General features: G+C 69.4%; 21 protein-coding genes and 1 tRNA gene. 11 read left to right on the top strand and 11 right to left on the bottom strand.

Going from position 1 to position 20,320, the window contains the following annotated elements; genetic code table 11:
- Positions 1–66: 66 nt before the first annotated feature.
- Complete coding sequence (locus RAC81_RS10570; RefSeq protein ID WP_375082302.1) at positions 67–2,181, top strand: MMPL family transporter; 2,115 nt, start codon at positions 67–69, stop codon at positions 2,179–2,181.
- Positions 2,182–2,192: 11 nt separating this feature from the next.
- On the opposite strand, the gene RAC81_RS10565 is transcribed toward RAC81_RS10570, so the two are convergent.
- From RAC81_RS10565 to RAC81_RS10550, 4 genes are all read right to left on the bottom strand, one after another.
- A tRNA-Arg gene (locus tag RAC81_RS10565) sits at positions 2,193–2,266 on the bottom strand.
- A 35-nt stretch (positions 2,267–2,301) separates the two neighbouring features.
- Entirely contained in the window at positions 2,302–2,799 is a 498-nt protein-coding gene (locus RAC81_RS10560; protein WP_375082301.1) for an HNH endonuclease, read from the bottom strand.
- Positions 2,800–3,124: 325 nt separating this feature from the next.
- Positions 3,125–3,994, bottom strand: coding sequence for a M23 family metallopeptidase (locus RAC81_RS10555; RefSeq protein WP_251587148.1), 870 nt, complete (start codon positions 3,992–3,994; stop codon positions 3,125–3,127).
- Between the two features lie 205 nt (positions 3,995–4,199).
- Complete coding sequence (locus RAC81_RS10550) at positions 4,200–4,901, bottom strand: metal-dependent transcriptional regulator (RefSeq protein ID WP_251587146.1); 702 nt, start codon at positions 4,899–4,901, stop codon at positions 4,200–4,202.
- Positions 4,902–5,000: 99 nt separating this feature from the next.
- Here RAC81_RS10550 and serC point away from each other — a divergent pair, with 99 nt between their 5' ends.
- Entirely contained in the window at positions 5,001–6,113 is a 1,113-nt protein-coding gene (serC, locus tag RAC81_RS10545) for a phosphoserine transaminase (RefSeq protein WP_375082300.1), read from the top strand.
- Between the two features lie 66 nt (positions 6,114–6,179).
- Here the strand turns inward: serC and RAC81_RS10540 are convergent, their stop codons facing one another.
- Positions 6,180–6,869, bottom strand: a complete 690-nt coding sequence (locus RAC81_RS10540; protein WP_375082299.1) for a DUF3027 domain-containing protein — start codon at positions 6,867–6,869, stop codon at positions 6,180–6,182.
- A complete protein-coding gene (locus RAC81_RS10535; RefSeq protein WP_251587140.1) occupies positions 6,853–7,233 on the bottom strand; it encodes a cold-shock protein in 381 nt (126 codons plus the stop codon). Before RAC81_RS10535 ends, RAC81_RS10540 begins: the two co-directional genes overlap by 17 nt.
- A gap of 156 nt (positions 7,234–7,389) precedes the next feature.
- Here RAC81_RS10535 and RAC81_RS10530 point away from each other — a divergent pair, with 156 nt between their 5' ends.
- The 6 genes from RAC81_RS10530 to RAC81_RS10505 all read left to right on the top strand — a co-directional run bounded on the left by RAC81_RS10530 (position 7,390) and on the right by RAC81_RS10505 (position 13,943).
- Positions 7,390–7,665: a multidrug ABC transporter ATPase gene (locus RAC81_RS10530; RefSeq protein ID WP_375082298.1), complete on the top strand. Its 276-nt coding sequence runs from the start codon at positions 7,390–7,392 to the stop codon at positions 7,663–7,665.
- A gap of 10 nt (positions 7,666–7,675) precedes the next feature.
- A complete protein-coding gene (locus RAC81_RS10525; RefSeq protein ID WP_375082297.1) occupies positions 7,676–9,385 on the top strand; it encodes a helicase-associated domain-containing protein in 1,710 nt (569 codons plus the stop codon).
- A gap of 11 nt (positions 9,386–9,396) precedes the next feature.
- Entirely contained in the window at positions 9,397–11,037 is a 1,641-nt protein-coding gene (locus RAC81_RS10520) for a DNA repair helicase XPB (protein WP_375082296.1), read from the top strand.
- 56 nt (positions 11,038–11,093) lie between these two features.
- A complete protein-coding gene (locus tag RAC81_RS10515; RefSeq protein WP_096714949.1) occupies positions 11,094–11,780 on the top strand; it encodes a response regulator transcription factor in 687 nt (228 codons plus the stop codon).
- Positions 11,781–11,831: 51 nt separating this feature from the next.
- Entirely contained in the window at positions 11,832–13,535 is a 1,704-nt protein-coding gene (locus RAC81_RS10510) for a sensor histidine kinase (RefSeq protein WP_375082295.1), read from the top strand.
- Positions 13,536–13,655: 120 nt separating this feature from the next.
- A complete protein-coding gene (locus tag RAC81_RS10505; RefSeq protein WP_375082294.1) occupies positions 13,656–13,943 on the top strand; it encodes a WXG100 family type VII secretion target in 288 nt (95 codons plus the stop codon).
- Positions 13,944–14,006: 63 nt separating this feature from the next.
- Here RAC81_RS10505 and groL read toward each other — a convergent pair whose 3' ends face one another.
- The 4 genes from groL to RAC81_RS10485 all read right to left on the bottom strand — a co-directional run bounded on the left by groL (position 14,007) and on the right by RAC81_RS10485 (position 17,642).
- Positions 14,007–15,626, bottom strand: coding sequence for a chaperonin GroEL (gene groL / locus RAC81_RS10500; RefSeq protein WP_375082293.1), 1,620 nt, complete (start codon positions 15,624–15,626; stop codon positions 14,007–14,009).
- Between the two features lie 111 nt (positions 15,627–15,737).
- Positions 15,738–16,313 carry a LytR C-terminal domain-containing protein gene (locus RAC81_RS10495; RefSeq protein ID WP_375082292.1) on the bottom strand — a complete coding sequence of 192 codons (576 nt, stop codon included), beginning with the start codon at positions 16,311–16,313 and terminating at the stop codon, positions 15,738–15,740.
- Between the two features lie 69 nt (positions 16,314–16,382).
- Positions 16,383–16,640, bottom strand: coding sequence for a DUF3263 domain-containing protein (locus tag RAC81_RS10490; protein ID WP_375082291.1), 258 nt, complete (start codon positions 16,638–16,640; stop codon positions 16,383–16,385).
- 24 nt (positions 16,641–16,664) lie between these two features.
- The gene (locus RAC81_RS10485) at positions 16,665–17,642 is read right to left on the bottom strand and encodes a DUF2332 family protein (protein WP_375082290.1); all 978 of its coding nucleotides are present in this window, start codon (positions 17,640–17,642) and stop codon (positions 16,665–16,667) included.
- A gap of 66 nt (positions 17,643–17,708) precedes the next feature.
- On the opposite strand from RAC81_RS10485, the gene msrB reads away from it, so the two are divergent.
- Together msrB and RAC81_RS10475 are read left to right on the top strand one after the other, a co-directional pair.
- Positions 17,709–18,113: a peptide-methionine (R)-S-oxide reductase MsrB gene (msrB, locus tag RAC81_RS10480; protein ID WP_251587126.1), complete on the top strand. Its 405-nt coding sequence runs from the start codon at positions 17,709–17,711 to the stop codon at positions 18,111–18,113.
- Positions 18,110–18,676 (top strand): nitroreductase family protein, encoded by a 567-nt coding sequence (locus RAC81_RS10475; RefSeq protein ID WP_375082289.1) that lies wholly within the window; start codon positions 18,110–18,112, stop codon positions 18,674–18,676. Before msrB ends, RAC81_RS10475 begins: the two co-directional genes overlap by 4 nt.
- On the opposite strand, the gene RAC81_RS10470 is transcribed toward RAC81_RS10475, so the two are convergent.
- Positions 18,677–19,615 carry a DMT family transporter gene (locus RAC81_RS10470; RefSeq protein WP_375082288.1) on the bottom strand — a complete coding sequence of 313 codons (939 nt, stop codon included), beginning with the start codon at positions 19,613–19,615 and terminating at the stop codon, positions 18,677–18,679.
- A gap of 69 nt (positions 19,616–19,684) precedes the next feature.
- Here RAC81_RS10470 and RAC81_RS10465 point away from each other — a divergent pair, with 69 nt between their 5' ends.
- On the top strand, positions 19,685–20,311 hold the full coding sequence (locus tag RAC81_RS10465; protein ID WP_375082287.1) for an SOS response-associated peptidase family protein: 627 nt from the start codon (positions 19,685–19,687) through the stop codon (positions 20,309–20,311).
- Positions 20,312–20,320: the final 9 nt, after the last annotated feature.

The raw sequence follows: 20,320 nt of genomic DNA, 5'->3' as shown, positions 1-20,320 counted from the left end.
GCGGAACGGAAAGCCCCGCCGCGAGAGACGCGCGAGCGGACGAGGCGCCACTCCTGGGTGCGCGTGATGATCCCCGTCGCCCTGATCCTCGTCTGGCTCGTGGGTGCAGGACTCGGCGGCCCCCTGTTCGGCAAGGTCGACGAGGTGTCCTCGAACGACCAGACGAGCTACCTGCCCGAGTCCTCTGACGCGACCCGGGTGCAGCAGCTGCTCGGCGAGTTCAACGACAGCGACGCCATCCCTGCCATCGCCGTGTTCGTCGCCGACGGCGAGTTGTCCGCGTCTCAGCTCGACACGATCTCGGATGCCGTGGCCGATGCGCCGTCCGTCGAGGGCGTCGGCGACGACGTGTCGCCTGCCCTCCCCTCGGACGACGGCATGGCCGTGCAGGCGTTCATCCCGATCGACGGAGAGGCCGAGCTCGCCGACACCGTGTCGGCCCTCGGCGATGAGCTGCGCGCCGCCGCCCCGGACGGCGTGACCGTCTACATCACCGGCCCCGCCGGCTTCAGCGCCGACCTCGTCGCGGGCTTCGCCGGCATCGACGGACTGCTGCTCGGCGTCGCACTCCTCGCGGTGCTCGTGATCCTCGTGCTCGTGTACCGCTCGCTGCTGCTGCCGATCGTGGTCCTGTCGACGAGCCTGTTCGCCCTCTGCGTCGCTCTGCTGGTCGTCTGGTGGCTCGCGAAGTTCGAGGTGCTGCTGCTCAGCGGGCAGACCCAGGGCATCCTGTTCATCCTGGTGATCGGCGCGGCCACCGACTACGCCCTCCTCTTCGTCGCGCGGTTCCGGGAGGAGCTCCGCGTGGCGCAGGACAAGGGCACGGCTCTCCTCGCCGCCTGGAAGGGCTCCGTGGAGCCGATCGTCGCCTCGGGCGGCACGGTGATCGCCGGGCTGCTCTGCCTGCTGCTCAGCGACCTCAAGTCGAACAGCACCCTCGGCCCCGTGGCAGCGATCGGCATCGTGTTCGCGATGCTCGCGGCCCTGACGCTCCTCCCGGCGCTTCTGCTGCTGTTCGGGCGCGCGGTGTTCTGGCCGCGTCGTCCGCGGTACGAGCCGGAGGTCGTCGCGGAGGAGCACGGCATGCGCACGACCGGCCTGTGGGCGCGTCTCGCAGGACTCATCACCCAGCGACCGCGGATGATCTGGATGGTCACGACGGTCGTTCTGCTGGCCGGAGCTTCCGGCGTCCTCCAACTGAACGCCTCGGGCGTTCCGCAGTCCGATCTCGTGCTCGGAGCCTCGGAGGCGCGCGACGGTCAGGTCGCGCTCGGCGAGCACTTCCCCGGCGGCTCCGGAAGCCCGGTCTACGTCGTGGTGGACGAGGATCGTCTCCAGGACGCCGCAGATGTGCTGCTCGCCGACGACGGCATCGACGGCGTCTCCGTCACCGCCGCCGATTCACCCAGCGGCTCGGCGCCCGTGACCGCCGACGGGATCACGGCGGTCGGACCGCCGGGTACCTCTGCGCCAGAGCCGATCGTCGTCGACGGGAGGGTGCTGCTGCAGGGGACGCTGACGGATGCCGCGGACTCCGATGCCGCCGGTGCCACCGTGCGCGACCTCCGCTCGTCGCTGCATGAGCTCGACGCGCTCGTCGGAGGCGTCACCGCCACCGCGGTCGACACGAACGACGCGTCCATCCACGACCGCAATCTCATCATCCCGGTGATCCTCGTCGTGATCATGCTGATCCTCATGCTGCTGCTGCGGTCGATCCTCGCGCCGGTGCTGCTCATCATCACGACCGTGCTGTCGTTCGGCACGGCCATGGGCGTGTCGGCGCTGGTCTTCAACGGGCTCTTCCACTTCCCCGGCGCCGACCCCGCCGTGCCGCTCTACGGCTTCGTGTTCCTGGTCGCGCTCGGCATCGACTACAACATCTTCCTCATGACGAGAGTGCGGGAGGAGTCGCTGTCGCACGGCACGCGCGAGGGCGTGCTCCGGGGGTTGTCGATCACGGGCGGCGTCATCACGTCCGCCGGACTGGTGCTCGCTGCGACGTTCGCTGCACTGTCGGTGATCCCGATCCTGTTCCTCGTGCAGCTGGCGTTCATCGTCGCGTTCGGCGTGCTGCTCGACACGTTCGTCGTGCGCTCGCTGCTCGTGCCGGCGCTCGCCTACGACCTCGGACGTGTGATCTGGTGGCCCTCGAAGCTCTGGCGGCGCGGTCGCCCGTGACGACCGGAGAGTGCCCTCGACTGGATTCGAACCAGCGACCTGCCCTTTAGGAGAGGGCTGCTCTATCCTGCTGAGCTACGAAGGCGTGACCTCCAGTCTACGGGAACGGTCTCGTCCGGCTCACGCAGCGAGCGCGAGGTACGGCTCCCAGCGCGGATCGCTCCGCTCGCTCCCGCGCACCGTCCAGGCGGTGCCGTGCGGCGGACGCGGAGTGATCCGCAGCTCCCAACGCATCTCCTGCGGGGTGCGGTCGCTCTTCACGTTGTTGCAGCGCAGGCAGCACGCGACGAGGTTCTCCCACGAGTCCGCCCCGCCTCGCGAACGCGGCAGCACGTGGTCGATCGTCGAGGCGGGCTTTCCGCAGTAGCCGCAGCGGTGGTTGTCGCGGCGCAGCACTCCGCGCCGGGTCACCGGTACCCGACGACTCGACGGCACCCGCACGTATCTCGACAGGATGATGACGGCCGGCCGATCGTAGACGCCGTGACTGCCCCAGACGGGATCGTCCTCGACGTGCTCGATCACGGTGGCCTTGTCGTTCATGACCAGGACCAGTGCTCTCTTGAACGACACGATGGCCAGGGGCTCGTATCCCGCGTTCAGTACCAGTGTGCGCATCAGCATCCTCTCGATCCGCCGGGACGGCTTCCCGGCACTCTCGACTCACACGAGGTCGCGCGGACGCGAGCGTTCGCAGGGACGAAAAAAGGCGCTGTCTAGTGACAGCGCCTTCTGCGCACGGCAGCACCGTGGCGTCCCTGCGGCCGATGCTGAAGGACATGACGACCGAGGGCATCCATGGTGCGGATGCTCGGTATTCGGTCCATCAGCTTCTCCCGCCTGTGCGACAACGGGTTCAGGCTAACCCATCGAAGCGGGGGTGGGGCCCAACTCCGGGTGAACGCTCGGAGGCGTGTCCGGTGATGCGATGAGCTGTGACGCCTCAGCCGGCGTTCGCGGCGAGCCAGGCGATCGGCTCGAGAAGGCCGCCGTTGACCCACACCTCGAAGTGCAGGTGGTTGGCGGTCGAGCGACCGGTGCTTCCGACGAATCCGATGAGCTGACCCGCGGCCACGCTCTCGCCGGCCTGGACCTGGCGGGATCCGTACGTCATGTGGCCGTAGGTCGTCTGCACGCGCTGGCCGCCCACGACGCTGTCGATCATGACGGCGACGCCGTACCCGCCGATGCTCTCGGCCGACTGGCGCACGACGCCCGCGGCGGCGGCGTAGATGGGGGTTCCCTGCGGCGCGAGCATGTCGGCGCCGTTGTGCGCCCCGCCGACGGTGCGGCTGACGCTGTACGAGCCCTGCGGGAGCGGGTAGCGGACCTCACCCGAACCGGGCGAGACGAGTGCGTAGGCGCCGATGTCGAAGGTGCGACCGCCGGTCGAGGCGGAGGCCGTCGATGCTGCGGCGGCGGCGCGGGCCGCTGCGGCCTCCTCCGCCTTCTTCTTCTCGATCTCGTCAGGGGTGGTCGCGGTGAACGTGCCGCGGTCGAGCGGAGCCGACGTGGCCTGCGACGCGACGACGAGCGACTGCGCGTCGACGGCGGCCATCTGCTGCACGGTCGCGGCGCTCTCGGCCGGCTTCGACGCCGCGTAGGCGGGGAGCGCGACAGCGGCGACCAGGGCGCCCACTGCTCCGAAGATCGCGACGGACCGCAACGGCTTCACCACGGTCCGCGCGCTGACCCGTGCGGTCGTGCGACGGGCGAGGGGTCGATCTTCAGGTGTGTTCGCGGACTGGATGTCTTTGACCAAAACGGAATCCTCCTGCGCCTGCACGCTCGGGTAGCGCTGGCTCGTCGGCACTCTGCTCTCGTGGCACGAATGTAGCTTCGGGTACTTTGTGCGTTCCTACCGGGAGGACGACGAGCCTGGAAGGCGAATCCTCTCGGGTATCGTCAGCGGGCTTCTTCGCCGACGACTTCACCGAGGTTACCGGAAGATAACGATCCTGTCACCCTGCCAACCTGGCAATCGCCGGGGAGCAGAAGAATCCCCGATCAGAAGTGATTCAGGCCGGCTCGCCGACGAGGAAGATGTGGGAGGCGAGCTCGACCGGGAGCTCGAGCCCCTCGTCCTTGCCCTCCATCTGGATCAGCACGTAGCCCTCGTTGAAGCGGTAGTCGCCCTTCGCGCCGGGCACGACGCCCGCGTCACGGAGCTGCTCCAGCAGCTCCGGGTCGACCTGCGCCGGCTCGGCGAGACGACGGACCGTGCCCTCGATCGGCGCGCCGGCCGCATTGAGCTTCTGCACGAGCCCGATCACGCCCTCGTCGAACGTCCGAGCGGGGGCATCGCCGAGCTGGTCGAGCCCGGGGATCGGGTTGCCGTACGGCGACTCGGTGGGGTGGCCGAGGAGCTCGACGAGGCGGCGCTCGACCTGCTCGCTCATGACGTGCTCCCAGCGGCAGGCCTCGTCGTGCACGAACGCCCAGTCGAGGCCGATCACATCCGAGAGCAGGCGCTCGGCCAGGCGGTGCTTGCGCATGACGTCGACCGCCTTGCGGCGCCCCGATTCGGTGAGCTCCAGGGTGCGATCCTCCGACACGACGACGAGACCGTCGCGCTCCATGCGGCCGACCGTCTGCGAGACCGTCGGACCCGAGTGCCCGAGGCGCTCGGAGATGCGCGCGCGCAGCGGCACGATGTTCTCCTCCTCGAGTTCGAGAATGGTGCGGAGATACATCTCCGTGGTGTCGATCAGGTCGGTCATGTGGCCCTCCGGGTCTTCTTAGGCAAGCCTACATTCCCGCACCGACATCGGGGCGTCACGCAGGAGGTCGCACCGGAGGCCACGCTCTAGACTCGACGCATGCCGATCGAGATTCCCCGTGACCTCCTGCCCGCCGACGGCCGCTTCGGATGCGGCCCCTCGAAGGTGCGGAGCGAGCAGCTCGACGCGCTCCTCGCCGCCGGCCCCACGCTGCTCGGCACCTCTCACCGGCAGGCGCCGGTGAAGAATCTCGTCGGCAGCGTGCGCGAGCGCCTCGCGGCGCTGTTCCGGCTGCCCGAGGGGTACGAGATCATCGCCGGCAACGGCGGATCGACCGCGTTCTGGGATGCTGCGGCGTTCGGCCTCATCGAGAGACGAAGCCAGAACCTCGTGTTCGGCGAGTTCGGCGGCAAGTTCGCCGCCGCGGCCGGTGCCCCCTGGCTCGATGCACCCGACGTGCGAAAGGCCGAGCCCGGATCCCGCACGGTCGCCGAGATCGTCGACGGCGTCGACGTCTATGCCTGGCCGCACAACGAGACCTCGACCGGCGTCGCCGCCCCGATCACCCGCGTCGCCGCAGACGGCGCTCTCACGGTCATCGACGCCACGAGCGCGGCAGGCGGGATCGACTTCGACGCCGCTCAGGCCGACGTCTACTACTTCGCTCCGCAGAAGAACCTCGGTTCGGACGGCGGCCTGTGGTTCGCCGCGGTCTCGCCGGCAGCCATCGACCGGATCGAGCGGATCGCCGCCTCCGACCGCTACATCCCGGAGTTCCTGAGCCTGAAGAACGCCGTCGACAACTCGCGCCTGAACCAGACGCTGAACACACCGGCGCTGACGACACTGCACCTGCTCGACAGCCAGCTCGGATGGATCCTCGACAACGGCGGTCTGTCCTGGGCCGGCGCACGCACCGCCGAGTCGTCCGGCATCCTGTACGACTGGGCCACGGCATCCGAGGTGGCGACGCCCTTCGTCACGGCGGAGGCCGACCGTTCGCCGGTCGTCGTCACGATCGACTTCGACGAGTCGGTCGATGCGGCCGCGATCGCCAAGACGCTGCGCGCCAACGGCATCGTCGACACCGAGCCGTACCGCAAGCTCGGGCGGAACCAGCTCCGCGTGGCGACCTTCGTCTCGATCGAGCCGGACGACGTGCGGCAGCTGACTCGCGCGCTCGACTACGTTCTCGAGCACCAGGGCGCCTGACCACGCCACGCATGACGAAGGGGACCGCGCGATCCGCGCGGTCCCCTTCGTCATGACGGCGGAGGATCATTCCTCGTCGTCGGAATCGTCCTCGTCGAAAGCGTCGTCGTCGGAGTCGTCCTCGTCGGAGCTGTCGTCGTCGTCATCATCCTCGGTGTCGTCGTCGGACTTCTCGGAGTCGTCCAGCTCGTCGATGTCGACTCCGTCGAGGTCGCCGCCGTGCACGGGCCGGGGCTCGCTGGTCAGATCGTCGTCGTCGAGATCGTCTTCTTCGTCGTCGAGGTCGTCATCCTCGTCGGAGTCGTCCTCGAGGTCCTCGTCCTCGTCCTCATCCACATCGTCGAGGTCGTCGTCCTCAGCATCGCCCTCGGCGTCCCCGTCAGCGTCAGCGTCGTTCTGCTCGGCAGCCGCAGCCGCGGCCTGCTCGGCGAGCTCGGCCTGGTGGGCACGGTACTCGGCCAGACGCTCGGCCCACGGCACCCACTCCGGTGCCAGGAGAGCGCCGTCGCCGGGAAGCAGCTCCGTCTCGAGCACCGTCGGCTCCTCGTCGTCGACGCGTGCGACGGTGACGGTCCAGTACCAGCCCGGATACCCGGCCAGCCGGTTCTCGAAGCGCAACGAGACCGACCCATCGTCCTCGACGAGGTAGCCGGCCGCGGGTCCGATCGTCGACGCAGGAGTGATCTCGCGCAACGCGGCGAGCGCGAGGTCGTGCGCGTCGAGCAGGCGCTCGTCGGGGTCAGGCTTCGAGGTCATCGGCAACCTTGCGGAGGACGGCCGCGATCTTGCGGCCGTGACCGGACGACGGGTAACGGCCGCGACGCAGATCGCCGCCGATGCCGTCGAGGAGCTTCACGAGGTCCTCGATGATGATCGCCATGTCGTCTGCGGGCTTGCGCTTGGCCTTGGCGAGGCTGGGCGGGGCCTCGAGAACGCGAACCGACAGCGCCTGCAGACCGCGCTTCCCGTCGGCGACACCGAACTCGACGCGCGCGCCGGCCTTGACGACGGTGCCGGCGGGCATCGCGGAGGCGTGCAGGAAGACGTCCTGGCCGTCATCGGTGGCGATGAAGCCGAAACCCTTGTCTTCGTCGTAGAACCTGACCTTGCCGGTGGGCATGGGAGAAACCTCGCTGAGTCGGTGTGGAGCTGGACGACCGCGCAGGATGCGGCCGCCTCCAGCCTACCGGTGCGTCGGTTCGCGCGCGGGGAGACGGGCGGAATGCGACGGCGACGCGCGAGGCCCTGTTCCCGCTCAGCGACTAGGCTGAGCGGGATGAGCAGTCAGAGTCCCGAACCCGACGTGCCGGTGCGTCGAGTCGATCGCATCCTCGCCTTCACCGCGCTCGGGCTCGCCGCGGCATCCATCGTCTGCTTCTTCGCGATCATCATCGGCACCGCGGTCGGCATGCGGCAGGAGGACTTCGGCTCCGGCGCGTGGCCGGTGATCGCCGCGATCCCGTACTGGGGTCTGCCCGCGGCGTTCGTGATGATCGTGGTGCTGCTGGTGATGAGCTTCGTCCGGAGGGGTCGCGCGGGATCGCGACCCTGAGGCACCAGGCATGAGCACGCACGCCCGACCGCTGGCCGAACACCTGGCCGCGATGAGCGATGCCGACCTGAGCGAGCTGTTCTCCGAGCGCGGCGTGCGTCCCGACATCGGATGGCAGGACTTCTTCGACGCCGCCGAGGCGCTCCTCGAACCGGCGTCGCTCGCGAGAGTCCTCCCCCGTCTCACGCTCGCCGAGGCGACGGTGCTGCAACGGATGGCGGACGGGGAGCGCACCGACGACTCCGACGACCGCCGCACCCTCGAGCGGCTCGCCCTGGTGCGCCTTGACGGAGAACTGCCGCCCCCCGTCGTGACGGCGGTCTCCGATCGCCCCGCCCTCGCCCCGCCGACGTCGCACCATCAGGGACAGGCGGACGACCGCGCCGCAGCGCACGCGGCCGAGCGCGCCTTCACCACGGTCGCCACGATCGCCGACCTGCTGCTCGCAGCGAAGGACAGGCCGTTCGCCCTCCTCGCGGGCGGCGGCCTCAGCGCGGGCGAGAAACGGCAGTTGTCCGACTCCGGGGTCGCGACGGAGTCTGTGGACCGCCTCCTGGCGATCGCCTCGACCGCAGGGCTCGTCGCGGTAGGGGACCGACGCCTGCAGACCACGGACATCGCCGACGAGTGGCTGCGATCCTCGGTGTCGGAGCGGTGGAGCGAGCTCGCCCGCGGCTTCCGCGATGCGCTCCCCCGCGGTATCCGGTCTGACCGGGGTGGGTGGATCCCTCTCGCCGACTGGGCGCAGGCCCATCCGTGGGACTCCGCGTGGCCCGAGCGCAGCGCGGCACTGACCGAGCAGGCTCGCCTGCTCGGCCTCGTCGCCGACGACGGGACCGAGCCGGCCTGGGCGTCCCCCCTGCGGGACGGCCACGATGCTGATCCCTCCTCCCTCACGGCGCTGCTCCCCGCCGAGGTCGACCGGATCTTCCTCCAGAACGACCTCAGCGCGATCTCTCCCGGCCCGCTCGCCCCCGCCCTCGACGTGCGGCTGCGCACGGTCGCGGCGCGGGAATCCGCCGCGCAGGCCTCGACGTACCGGTTCACACCGGAGTCCGTCGCGCGAGCGCTCGTCGCCGGGGAGAGCGAGGAGTCACTCGTCGACTTCCTCGAGACCGTCTCGCTCACCGGCATCCCGCAGCCGCTGCGCTACCTGATCGCGCAGACGGCGCAGCGTCACGGTCTCGTACGGGTGTCGACGGATGCCGAGACGGGCCGCACCCGGATCGAGAGCGCCGACCCGCACCTCGTCGATGCGATCGCGGTCGACCAGACGCTCCGCCCCCTCGCTCTCACGAAGCACGTCGGCTCCCTCACCACGCGAGTGGGTCGCGACACGGTCTACTGGGCGCTCACGGATGCGCGCTACCCCGCGACCCTCGTGGACGGGGACGGCACCGTGCTCACCGGTGAACGGCACCCGCCCGTCACGACACCGGGAGACGACGTGAGCGACTACTCGTCACTGATCGCGGCGCTCCGCTCGCATCAGGGGCCGGATGCCGACGCCGCCTGGCTCGATCGCGAACTGGAGGCCGCCGTGCGCGCGAAGGCCGTGCTGCGGGTGACCGTGGGGATGCCGGACGGCAGCACGCGCGAACTGCTGCTCGAGGCCACCGGACTCGGCGGTGGACGCCTGCGCGGACGCGACAAGGCGGCGGACGTCGAGCGTACGCTGCCGGTGTCGAGCATCCGCGCCGCCACCGTGATCGCCCAGTAAACTGGACAGCTATGTCTGATGGCCCCCTGATCGTCCAGAGCGACCGCACCGTGCTCCTCGAGGTCGCGCACGCGGATGCCGAGAGCGCCCGCCACGAGCTGGCGATCTTCGCCGAACTCGAGCGCGCTCCCGAGCACATCCACACCTACCGGATCACCCGTCTCGGGCTCTGGAACGCCCGGGCGGCGGGGCACAGCGCAGAAGACATGCTCGAGACCCTCGACCGGTGGTCGCGCTTCCCGGTGCCGCCGTCCGTCGCCGTCGACCTTCGCGAGACCGTGAACCGCTACGGACGCCTCGTGATCGAGCGCGACGCCGAGGGCACGCTGATCCTCCGCTCCACCGACCCCGCCGTGCTCGCCCAGGTCGCGAACAACAAGCGCATCCAGCCGCTGCTGATCGGTCACCCGAGCCCCGACACCTATGTGGTCGATGCCTGGGCGCGCGGACAGATCAAGCAGGAGCTGCTGAAGATCGGCTGGCCGGCCGAGGACCTCGCCGGATACACGCCCGGCACTCCGCACGAGATCGAACTGGATGAGGGCACCTGGCAGATCCGTCCGTACCAGCAGGATGCCGTCGACGCGTTCTCGAAGGACGGATCGGGCGTGGTCGTGCTGCCCTGCGGCGCGGGCAAGACCATCGTCGGCGCCGGGGCCATGGCCGCCACGAAGACCACCACGCTGATCCTCGTGACGAACACCGTGTCGGCACGCCAGTGGCGCGACGAGCTCCTCAAGCGCACGAGCCTCACCCCCGAGGAGATCGGCGAGTACTCCGGCCAGGCCAAGGAGGTCAAGCCGGTCACGATCGCGACGTACCAGATCCTCACCGCCAAGCGGAAGGGCCAGTACGCTCACCTCGCCCTGCTCGACGCCCTCGACTGGGGACTCATCGTGTACGACGAGGTGCACCTGCTCCCCGCGCCGGTGTTCAAGCTCACCGCAGACCTGCAGGCGCGACGCCGCATCGGCCTGACCGCGACCCTCGTGCGCGAGGACGGTCGCGAGGGCGACGTGTTCAGCCTGATCGGCCCCAAGCGGTTCGACGCTCCGTGGAAGCAGATCGAGGCGCAGGGCTTCATCTCCCCCGCCGTCTGCTACGAGGTCCGTGTCGACCTGCCTCCGAGCGACAGGCTCGAATACGCCGCCGCGACCGACGACGAGCGGTACCGGCTCGCCGCATCCGCTCCCGCGAAGATCGAGGCCGTGCGCGAGCTCATCGCCAAGCATCCCGACGAGCAGATCCTCGTGATCGGCCAGTACCTCGACCAGCTCGACACGCTGTCCGAGGCTCTGAACGCCCCGCAGATCACGGGCGCCACTCCGGTCGACGAGCGCGAGGAGCTGTATCGCCAGTTCCGCGAGGGCGAGATCCATCTGCTCGTGGTGTCGAAGGTCGCCAACTTCTCGATCGACCTCCCCGAGGCGTCAGTGGCGATCCAGGTCTCGGGGTCTTTCGGGTCGCGGCAGGAGGAGGCACAGCGGCTGGGACGACTTCTCCGACCGAAGCAGTCCGGTCACACGGCCAGCTTCTACACGCTTGTCGCCCGCGACACGATCGATCAGGACTACGCGCAGAACCGCCAGCGCTTCCTCGCCGAGCAGGGCTACAGCTACACGATCATGGATGCGGACGCGATCGCGGCGTGACCGCCGCTCCGACGGATAGTCAGCATCCGCATGGTCTGAGTCACCATAATGGGGACATGACTGATGCGCGCATCCTGGTCGTCGACGACGAGCCGAACATCCGCGACCTGCTCTCCACGGGTCTCAGCTTCGCCGGGTTCCAGGTCAAGACGGTCGCCAACGGCGCCGCCACGATCTCGGCGGTGCTGGAGGAGGAGCCCGACCTCATCATCCTCGACGTCATGCTGCCCGACATGAACGGCTTCAGCGTCACCAAGCGTCTCCGTGGCGCGGGCTTCACGGCGCCGATCCTCTTCCTCACGGCCAAGGACGGCACCGACGACAAGATCGAGGGCCTGAACGCCGGCGGCGACGACTACGTCACCAAGCCGTTCAGCCTCGACGAGATCGTCGCCCGCGCGCAGGCCATCCTGCGCCGCACCATGCAGGCCGACGAGGAGTCGATCATCCGCGCCGGCGAACTGTCGATGGATCAGGACACGCACGACGTCCACGTCGGCAAGGAGCCGATCGAGCTCTCGCCGACCGAGTTCAAGCTGCTGCGCTACCTCATGCTCAATCCGAACCGGGTGCTGTCGAAGGCGCAGATCCTCGACCACGTCTGGGAGTACGACTTCAACGGCGATGCCGGCATCGTCGAGAGCTACATCTCGTACCTGCGCCGCAAGATCGACCCGCACACGGAAGAGTCGGTCATCCAGACCAAGCGCGGCTTCGGCTACATGCTGAAGGTCGGCAAGTAGTCGTCGACGGAGCGCTGACGCCGCACGGACGACGACCGGAGGGAGGGCCGCATGGCGCACAAGCCTGACGCGGTCACCCGCTGGTGGCGGGCCATCAGCCTGCGCGCGAAGGTGACGGGCGTCACCGTCGCCGTGCTCGCGCTCGGCCTCCTGCTCGCCGGGATAGGGACCGTGCCCATCCTGCGCAACTCGCTCGTCGGGAACATCGAAGCGCAGCTGCCCGCGCTCGTCTCGGCCGACCTCGCCCCGCGCTACTTCGACATGTCGGTCGAGGACGGCAAGACGGTCTACACCCCGCGCGAATCGCCCAGGGACTTCTTCGTCGCGATCTACGACGGCGAGGGCGTGCTGCAGACCACGACGGGCAACTCCGCGAACGGGGGCAAGCCGCCCTTCCCCTCGAAGTACACGCTGCTGGATGCACAGAACGCCGGCGACGGCGTGTTCCCCCTCGCCGGCACGAAGGGCGACGACTTCCGCGCCGCAGTGGCGCTGCTGCCCGGTGACGGCGATGGCGCGCTGCGGATCCAGATGGTGGCGATGCCCCTCGACTACGCCGACCGGATCATCAGCCAGTTCTTCGGCATCTACATCACCGTCGCGCTCGTGACGATCCTCATCGCGGCCCTCCTCACCCGAGGACTCGTCACGCTGACCTTCCGGCGCCTCGGCCAGGTCGAATCGACCGCCATGTCGATCGCGAAGGGCGACTTCAGTCAGCGCCTGACAGACCTCGAGCCGACCACCGAGGTCGGGCGCCTCAACACCGCGATCAACACGATGCTCGACCGCGTCGACGGGTCGCTCGCCCAGCGCGACCGCACCGTGCAGCACATGCGGCGCTTCATCGGCGACGCCAGCCACGAGCTGCGGACTCCCCTTGTGAGCGTTCGGGGGTACGCCGAGCTCTACCGCATGGGTGCGATCAAGGGCGAGGAGGACACGGCTCGCGCCATGGAGCGCATCGAGAAGGAGGCCATCCGCATGGGCGTGCTGGTCGAGGATCTCCTCGCCCTCGCCCGTCTCGACGAGGAGCGCGAGCCCGAGATCGAGGCACTCGATCTCCGTCCCATCGCGCGCGACGCGGCTCTGGATCTCCGGGCCGCCGCCCCCGGTCGTACGGTGACGGTGATCGATCGCACGGTCGACGCCCCTCTCATCGACGTCACGACGCGCCCGACCCCGGTCGCGCCCGACCGGCAGCCTCCGACGCCACGCGGCGCGCTCTCCCGCGCGACGCTCGGACGTCTGCGTAGGCGGCCGCGCACCCCGACCGCTCCCGAGGTCACGGGGATCGACTTCACTGAGGCCACCGACGTGCCCGTCCGCACTCCCCCGATCGTGTTGGGCGAGGAGAACAAGGTGCGCCAGGTCGTCACGAACCTTCTCGGCAACGCGCGGCGGTTCTCGCCGGCCGACAGCCCTCTCGAGATCGTCGTCGACGCCGACCGCGTCCGAGGAACGGGCAGCATCTCGGTCGTCGATCACGGAGAGGGCATTCCGCCGCAGATCCGCGATCAGATCTTCGAGCGCTTCTGGCGCGCCGACACGTCTCGAGCGCGCGAGACCGGTGGTTCCGGCCTCGGGCTTGCGATCGTCGCGTCGATCATGAAGGCGCTCCGCGGCAGCGTCGCCGTCACCGAGACGCCGGGCGGCGGCGCGACCTTCACGATCACGCTCCCACTGGCGCCGTCGCGGGCCACCCCGGCTCATCTCCTCGAGGACACGCAGCCGATCGACCCGCTCGCGCTCTGACGCTTCTCCACCGCGGAGGGCACTGGCGGGTTGTGCACAGTGCGGGTGAAAGCGCGTCGAGACGCCGGTGACCGCGCGCGCTGCGCTCCTATCGTCGGAATCCCATCGAGAGGAGATTCCATGTCCGTCATCACCGTCGACACAGAGGCCGTGGGTGCGGCCCACACGGCCGCGCTCGCCACCATGGAGCGGCTGCACGTCGAGGCCGCAACACTCACGAGCCAGCTCACACAGCTGCAGTCCTCGTGGGTCGGGAACGCGTCGAGCGCGTTCCAGTCCTGCGTGGAGCAGTGGCGCGGGGGTCAGCTGAACCTCGAGCAGACGCTCGAGTCGATCGGCCATTCGCTGGGCAGCGCCGCCACCCAGTACGCCGAGGCCGACCAGTTCTCGGCGAGCCTGTTCCGCTGACCGGGCGCACGAAAAGACGCCCCGACCGTGAGGTCGGGGCGTCTTCTCTTCAACGCTTCTGAATCAGAAGTCCATGCCACCCGTCGGGTCGCCGGCCGGAGCGGCCGCCTTCTCGGGCTTGTCGGCCACGACGGCCTCGGTCGTCAGGAACAGGCCGGCGATCGACGCCGCGTTCTGCAGAGCCGAGCGGGTCACCTTCGCCGGGTCGATGATGCCCTGTGCGAACATGTCGCCGTACTCACCGGTCGCGGCGTTGAGGCCCTGGCCCGCGGGGAGCTCAGACACCTTGTTCGCGACGACACCGGGCTCGAGACCGGCGTTCAGCGCGATCTGCTTGAGCGGAGCCTCGATCGCGACGCGGACGATGTTCGCGCCGGTCGCCTCGTCGCCCGAGAGCGTGAGAGCGTCGAGGGCCTTGGTGCCCGACTGGATGAGCGCGACGCCACCACCGGGGACGATGCCCTCCTCGACGGCCGCCTTCGCGTTGCGGACGGCGTCCTCGATGCGGTGCTTGCGCTCCTTGAGCTCGACCTCGGTCGCGGCACCCGCCTTGATGACGGCGACGCCGCCGGCGAGCTTGGCGAGGCGCTCCTGCAGCTTCTCGCGGTCGTAGTCGCTGTCGGTGTTCTCGATCTCACGGCGGATCTGCGTGACGCGACCCTCGATCTGGTCGGCCTCACCGGCGCCCTCGACGATCGTGGTCTCGTCCTTGGTGACGATGACCTTGCGCGCACGGCCGAGCAGGTCGAGAGTGGCGTTCTCGAGCTTCAGGCCCACCTCTTCGGTGATGACCTGGCCGCCCGTGAGGATCGCGATGTCCTGCAGCTGCGCCTTGCGACGGTCGCCGAAGCCGGGAGCCTTGACGGCGACCGACTTGAAGATGCCCTTGAGCTTGTTGAGCACGAGGGTCGCGAGAGCCTCGCCCTCGACGTCCTCGGCAATGATGACGAGCTCCTTGCCGTCCTGGATCACCTTGTCGACGATGGGCAGAAGGTCCTTGATGTTCGAGATCTTCTGGTTCGCGATGAGGATGTACGGGTCCTCGAACACGGCCTCCTGGCGCTCCGGGTCCGTGACGAAGTACGGGTTCAGGTAGCCCTTGTCGAAGCGCATGCCCTCGGTGAGCTCGAGCTCGGTGCCGAAGGTCTGAGACTCCTCGACCGTGACGACGCCTTCCTTGCCGACCTTGTCGATCGCCTCGGCGATGAGCTCGCCGATGGCCGGGTCAGCGGCCGAGATGGATGCGGTCGCGGCGATCTGCTCCTTGGAGTCGATCTCCTTCGCGCTGGCGAGCAGCTCCTCGGTGATGGCCGTGACGGCCTTCTCGATGCCGCGCTTGAGCGAGATGGGGTCGGAACCGGCTGCGACGTTGCGCAGACCCTCGCGGACGAGCGCCTGAGCGAGGACGGTCGCGGTCGTGGTGCCGTCGCCTGCGACGTCGTCGGTCTTCTTGGCGACCTCCTTGACGAGCTCCGCGCCGATCTTCTCGTACGGGTCGTCCAGCTCGATCTCCTTGGCGATCGACACACCGTCGTTCGTGATCGTGGGGGCGCCCCACTTCTTCTCGAGCACGACGTTGCGACCGCGCGGGCCGAGCGTCACCTTGACGGCGTCGGCGAGGATGTTGAGGCCGCGCTCGAGGCCGCGGCGGGCCTCCTCATCGAAAGCGATGATCTTTGCCATGAGTTTTGTCGTCCCTCCTGGACGTAGACGTTGGGTTTAGCACTCAGAGTGAGAGAGTGCTAACGCCATTCTGGCACTCGACCCCATCGAGTGCAAGCCGCTGCGAAGGGACTACGGAGCCGGGGTCTCGGTGGCCGCCGGCGGGTTCGACGACCGGTCGAGACCGATCACGACCGTGAGCTGCTTCTGGTCCGTGTCGTTCATGTCGGCGTAGAAGTCGCTCTGCTGCACGTCGGCTCCGCCGATGACGCCGGCAAGGCCGATCGCGGCCAGCTCGTCCTCGTCGGCGACGTAGTAGACGGTCGTCGTGGAGAAGTCCTGGCTCGTGCTGTCGCTCGCGAACACCACGTCGGCCGACCAGCCGCTGTTGATGAGCGTGTCTCGCATCTGATCGTCGAGCCCCTCGTCGGCCGTCGCGTTGAGGATGAGCACCGAATAGGTGGTGTCGACGACGCCGGTCTCCTCGGGCGAGGGCATCGCGGTCGGGACAGCCTCGGGGAAGAGACTGATGCGCCCCATGACGACGAGCGAGCCGAAGATGCCGCCGATGATGAGCACGAGGGCGGCGACGAAGGACCACAGGAGGACGATCCAGCCGTTCATCCCCGGCGCTTCGGCGCGATGCGCACCCACGCGTCCGGAGGTGCGGGGGACGTCGTCGAATCGATCGCGGTTCGGCTTAGACACCCCTCGATGCTAACGGCACCGCACTGAGTATCCGCGTCGGCGACCGCTCAGCGCGTGGCGCGGGCTCGATCAGCCGACGAACCCGGGGGTGCGGGCAGAGCGCTGGAAGGCGCGACGATCGCGGATGCGGCGCAGTCGGCCGACCAGCAGGGGGTCGAACTCCAATGCCTCCTCGGAATCGATCAGCCGCCCGAGGAGCTGATAGTAGCGAGCCGCGCTCATCCCGAGCTGCGCCCGGATGACCTCTTCCTTGGCCCCGCCGTGCCGCGGCCACGCGGTCTCGAGGGCGAGGATCAGACGATCCCGTTCCGTGAGCTCTCCGCGCATGCGCTCAGACTACGTCGGGTCGCCTCACTCGCCCGCGCGCCACTCCCACCATCGCCCGAGTGGATCGGCTGCCGCCCGCACCCGGCCGTCGAGGGCGACGACGAACCCTGGCCACTCCTCATGCGCGACGGGCGGCTCCCAGATGTCGAGCAGAGCGGGCGGGTCGATCGTCACCCAGCGCGCGGCCTGCGAGCGGATGCGGTCGACGAGCGCCGTCCGCGTCGCGCGCGGGATGTGCACGAGCACGCCGGGGGTCGTGATCACGAGCGTCGCGTCGGAGGGCGCGGCTCTCACGAGCTCGTCGAGGCGGTCGAGGGCATCGCCCTGCAGCATAAGGGGCGGATCCACGGAGGCGATGTCGAGTGCGGCCGCGACACGCTCCTCGCGCCCCTCCTCCCCCGGCCAGACGAGCGAGCGCAACCAGCGCCGATCGCGAGGATCGCGGGCGTCGAGCGGGGCGAGGTCGACCCCTCCGCGCCAGACCACGCGCGGTACCCGGAGCTCGGGCATCTCGCCGTCGACGCGGCTCTCCAGCACCACCGACGAGGGTCCGTCGGCGGGGTCGAGTGCCGCCCGCACGCGACCGTCCCCATCGACGAAGCGGTACGAGTAGCGGTCGGGGTAGAGGCAGAGTCCCGCTGATGCGCCGATCTCGAGCATCGCGAGGGGTCCGTCGATCTCGGAGAGCACGGGAAGTAGCGCGGCGAGGCGCAGCGGCTCGTTCGTCTGCAGCCGCCGATCGGTGCACTCCGCCACGATCTCGTCGGCGTGAGTCATCACGAAGGCGCGCCACGTGTCGAACGCGCCGGTCTCCACGCCGAGCATCCGGGTGACCGCGAAGACGAGGGGCGGCTGCCGTCGGGTCTCGGGGATCCTCGAGATGATGTCGCGGAGCGCCGGATCACCGGCCACCCCCGCAGCCCACTCGGCGTAGACCTCGCTGCGCCCCGGCGCCTCCTCTGCGGCGAACCGCGCGTAACGCTGCTGCACGGCATCCGTCATATGACCATTCTGCCGCGCCGACCCCCAGTGGACACGAGAGAATGGGGGTGAACCTCAGGAGGACCGATGTCGTACAGCGTTGACAAGACCGAAGACGAGTGGCGCGAGGAACTGGGCGCCGACCAGTACGCCGTGCTGCGTGAAGCGGCGACCGAGCGCGCCTGGACCGGCGAGCTGCTCGACGAGAGCCGTTCCGGCCTCTACACCTGCGGCGCCTGCGGTGCCGAGCTGTTCAAGAGCGGCACGAAGTTCGACTCCGGATGCGGCTGGCCGAGCTTCTACGAATCCGTCCGCCCCGATGCGGTGGAGCTGATCGAGGACACGAGCCTCGGCATGGTCCGCACCGAGGTGCGCTGCGCGACCTGCGGCTCGCACCTGGGCCACGTGTTCCCCGACGGGTTCGGCACGCCGACCGGCGACCGCTACTGCATGAACTCGATCGCGCTGAACTTCACCCCCGACGAGTCGTGAGCGCGCTCGAGGCCGTCCGCTCTCGTCAGTCCTGGTCGAAGGTCACCGCCGAGGCGCCGTCCCGCGAGGAGCTGCTGCACCTCGTCGCCGCGGCGGGGCGCGTCGCCGACCACTCGTCGCTGCGCCCATGGCGTCTCATCGAGATGCGCGGAGGCGACCGCGAGGTGCTGGGCGCCGCGATCGCGAAGGCGCAGGGCGACTCGTCGCCGTCGACCAAGCCGCTGCGTGCACCGCTGCTGATCGCCGTGGTCGCCAGCTACCGCAAGAGCGACAAGGTGCCCCGCTGGGAGCAGGAGGCGGTGGCATCCGGCGTCGCGCACGTGCTGAGCCTGCTGCTCGACGAGGCGGGGTGGGGCGTCATCTGGCGCACCGGCCACTACACCCGCGCCAAGGCCGTCGCGAAGGCGCACGGCCTCGGCAAGAACGAGGAGCTGCTCGGCTGGCTCTACGTCGGCGGCAAGCCGGAGGGCAAGAAGCCGGGGCGGCGCAAGGGCGTCGAGGCGCGCAAGCTCGTCACCCGGATGCCGAAGCCCACGCCGAAGAAGCGCGACGAGAAGAAGTAGTCAGCGTCGGCGACGCGGCAGCGCGACCACCACGGATCCGACGGCCACCACGACCATCCCGACGATCTGCCACAGGGCAGGGCCTGCGGCGGCGGGCCAGATGAGGTCGATGACGACGGATGCCGCGAGCTGGCCGAGCACCGACCCGAGCCCCATCAGCAACACGCCCGTGTGCGCGACGATGAAGGCGCCGAGCAGGATGTAGGCGAAGCCGAGGAACCCGCCCAGGTACAGCCAGGGCTCGGCGGGCGGTGCGGCGGGCAGGCCGCGGATCGCGACGCTCACGGCTGCGGCGAGGAGGAGGGCCACCGTGCCCGCGACGAAACTCATGAACGTCGCGATGAGCGGTGACTGCACCCGCTGCGCGAGGCGTCCGTTCGTCGCCGCCTGCCACGCGATGCCGACGCCGGCCGCGAAGGGCAGCAGCAGCATCCAGAGCGGCGCGGTCGCGAGCACGTCGCCGCTGAGCGAGATGCCCACCGCGGCGAGCGCCAGCGCTCCCCCGAGCACGCGTCCCGGCGTGACGGCGACCACGCCGGCGGGTCCGAAGCCGATCCGGTCGAGGACGAGCCCGTGGAGGGTCTGCCCGGCCACGACCCCGACCGTGAAGAGCGAGACGCCGAGAACCCCGGCGGTCACTCCCTGCGTCGAGACGGTGAGGGCGCCGCAGGCGCCGCCCAGCAGCATCCAGAACGGGATCGTGCGCTGTCGGATGCCGTCGCGCAGCCGCCCCACGCCTCGGCGCGCGGAGGGGATGCAGACGATCACGATGATCAGGGCCGCGAGTCCCACCGAGAAGGAGATGAGGCCGGCGACGATCCCGTTGTCGACCTTGACGCCGAGGACGCCGTTGATGCGTGCCTGCACGGCCGTCATGACGCCGATCGCGACTGCTCCGCCGAGCGCGACGGGGGCGGGTAGACGGCGGTCGGGTGTCACCCGTCGACCCTACCCGAGCGCGCGAGACCGGCCCGTGCCGATGTCGGTGGTGCGGCGTACGCTGGCGGCATGTGCGCGAGCTACGGACTTGACCCCCGGTTCACCGATGCGGAGCTCCTCGAGGCCGCCGATGAGGCAGTGCTCGACGGCCTCCGCGGGTGGGCGGAGGAGAACGCGAACGAGACGGTGCGCCCCACCGGCAAGAACCTCCGCAACCTCAACCCGATCGTGGTGCAGCCCGACACGGCACCCACCCTTGAGCCCGCATGGTGGGGCTTCCTGATCGGCGGTGAGCCCTCGAAGTTCCCGTCGATCAACACGAGGTCAGAGCGCCTGCAGGACCGCCCCGGCGGTCTGAAGACCCGCGCCCTGGTCCCTGCCACGAGCTGGTACGAGATGAAGAAGCCCGAGCGCGTGTGGCACGAGTTCCTCGTCGACGACGGCGCGCTGTTCGGCATGGCGGCGGTGACGCAACGCGGCCGCACCGCAGACGGCACCTGGTTCACCTGCTACTCGATCGTCATGCGCCCCGCTCCCGACCGACTCGCCGACATCCACGATCGGATGCCGCTGCTGATCCCCGCGTCGCTGAGCCACGACTGGCTGACCGCCGAGCCGACGAGAGAGATCATCGATGAGGCGATCGCCGCATCGGAGGAGGTGTCCGCTCGCGTGACGGCTCGTCCGCGCGACTGATCGTCCCTC

It is taken from the genome of Microbacterium sp. CR_7 (assembly GCF_041954755.1).
In the GTDB taxonomy this organism is placed as follows: Bacteria; Actinomycetota; Actinomycetes; order Actinomycetales; family Microbacteriaceae; genus Microbacterium.
Note: the sequence above shows the minus strand (reverse complement) of the source record. Positions and strands in the feature narration are given on the sequence as shown.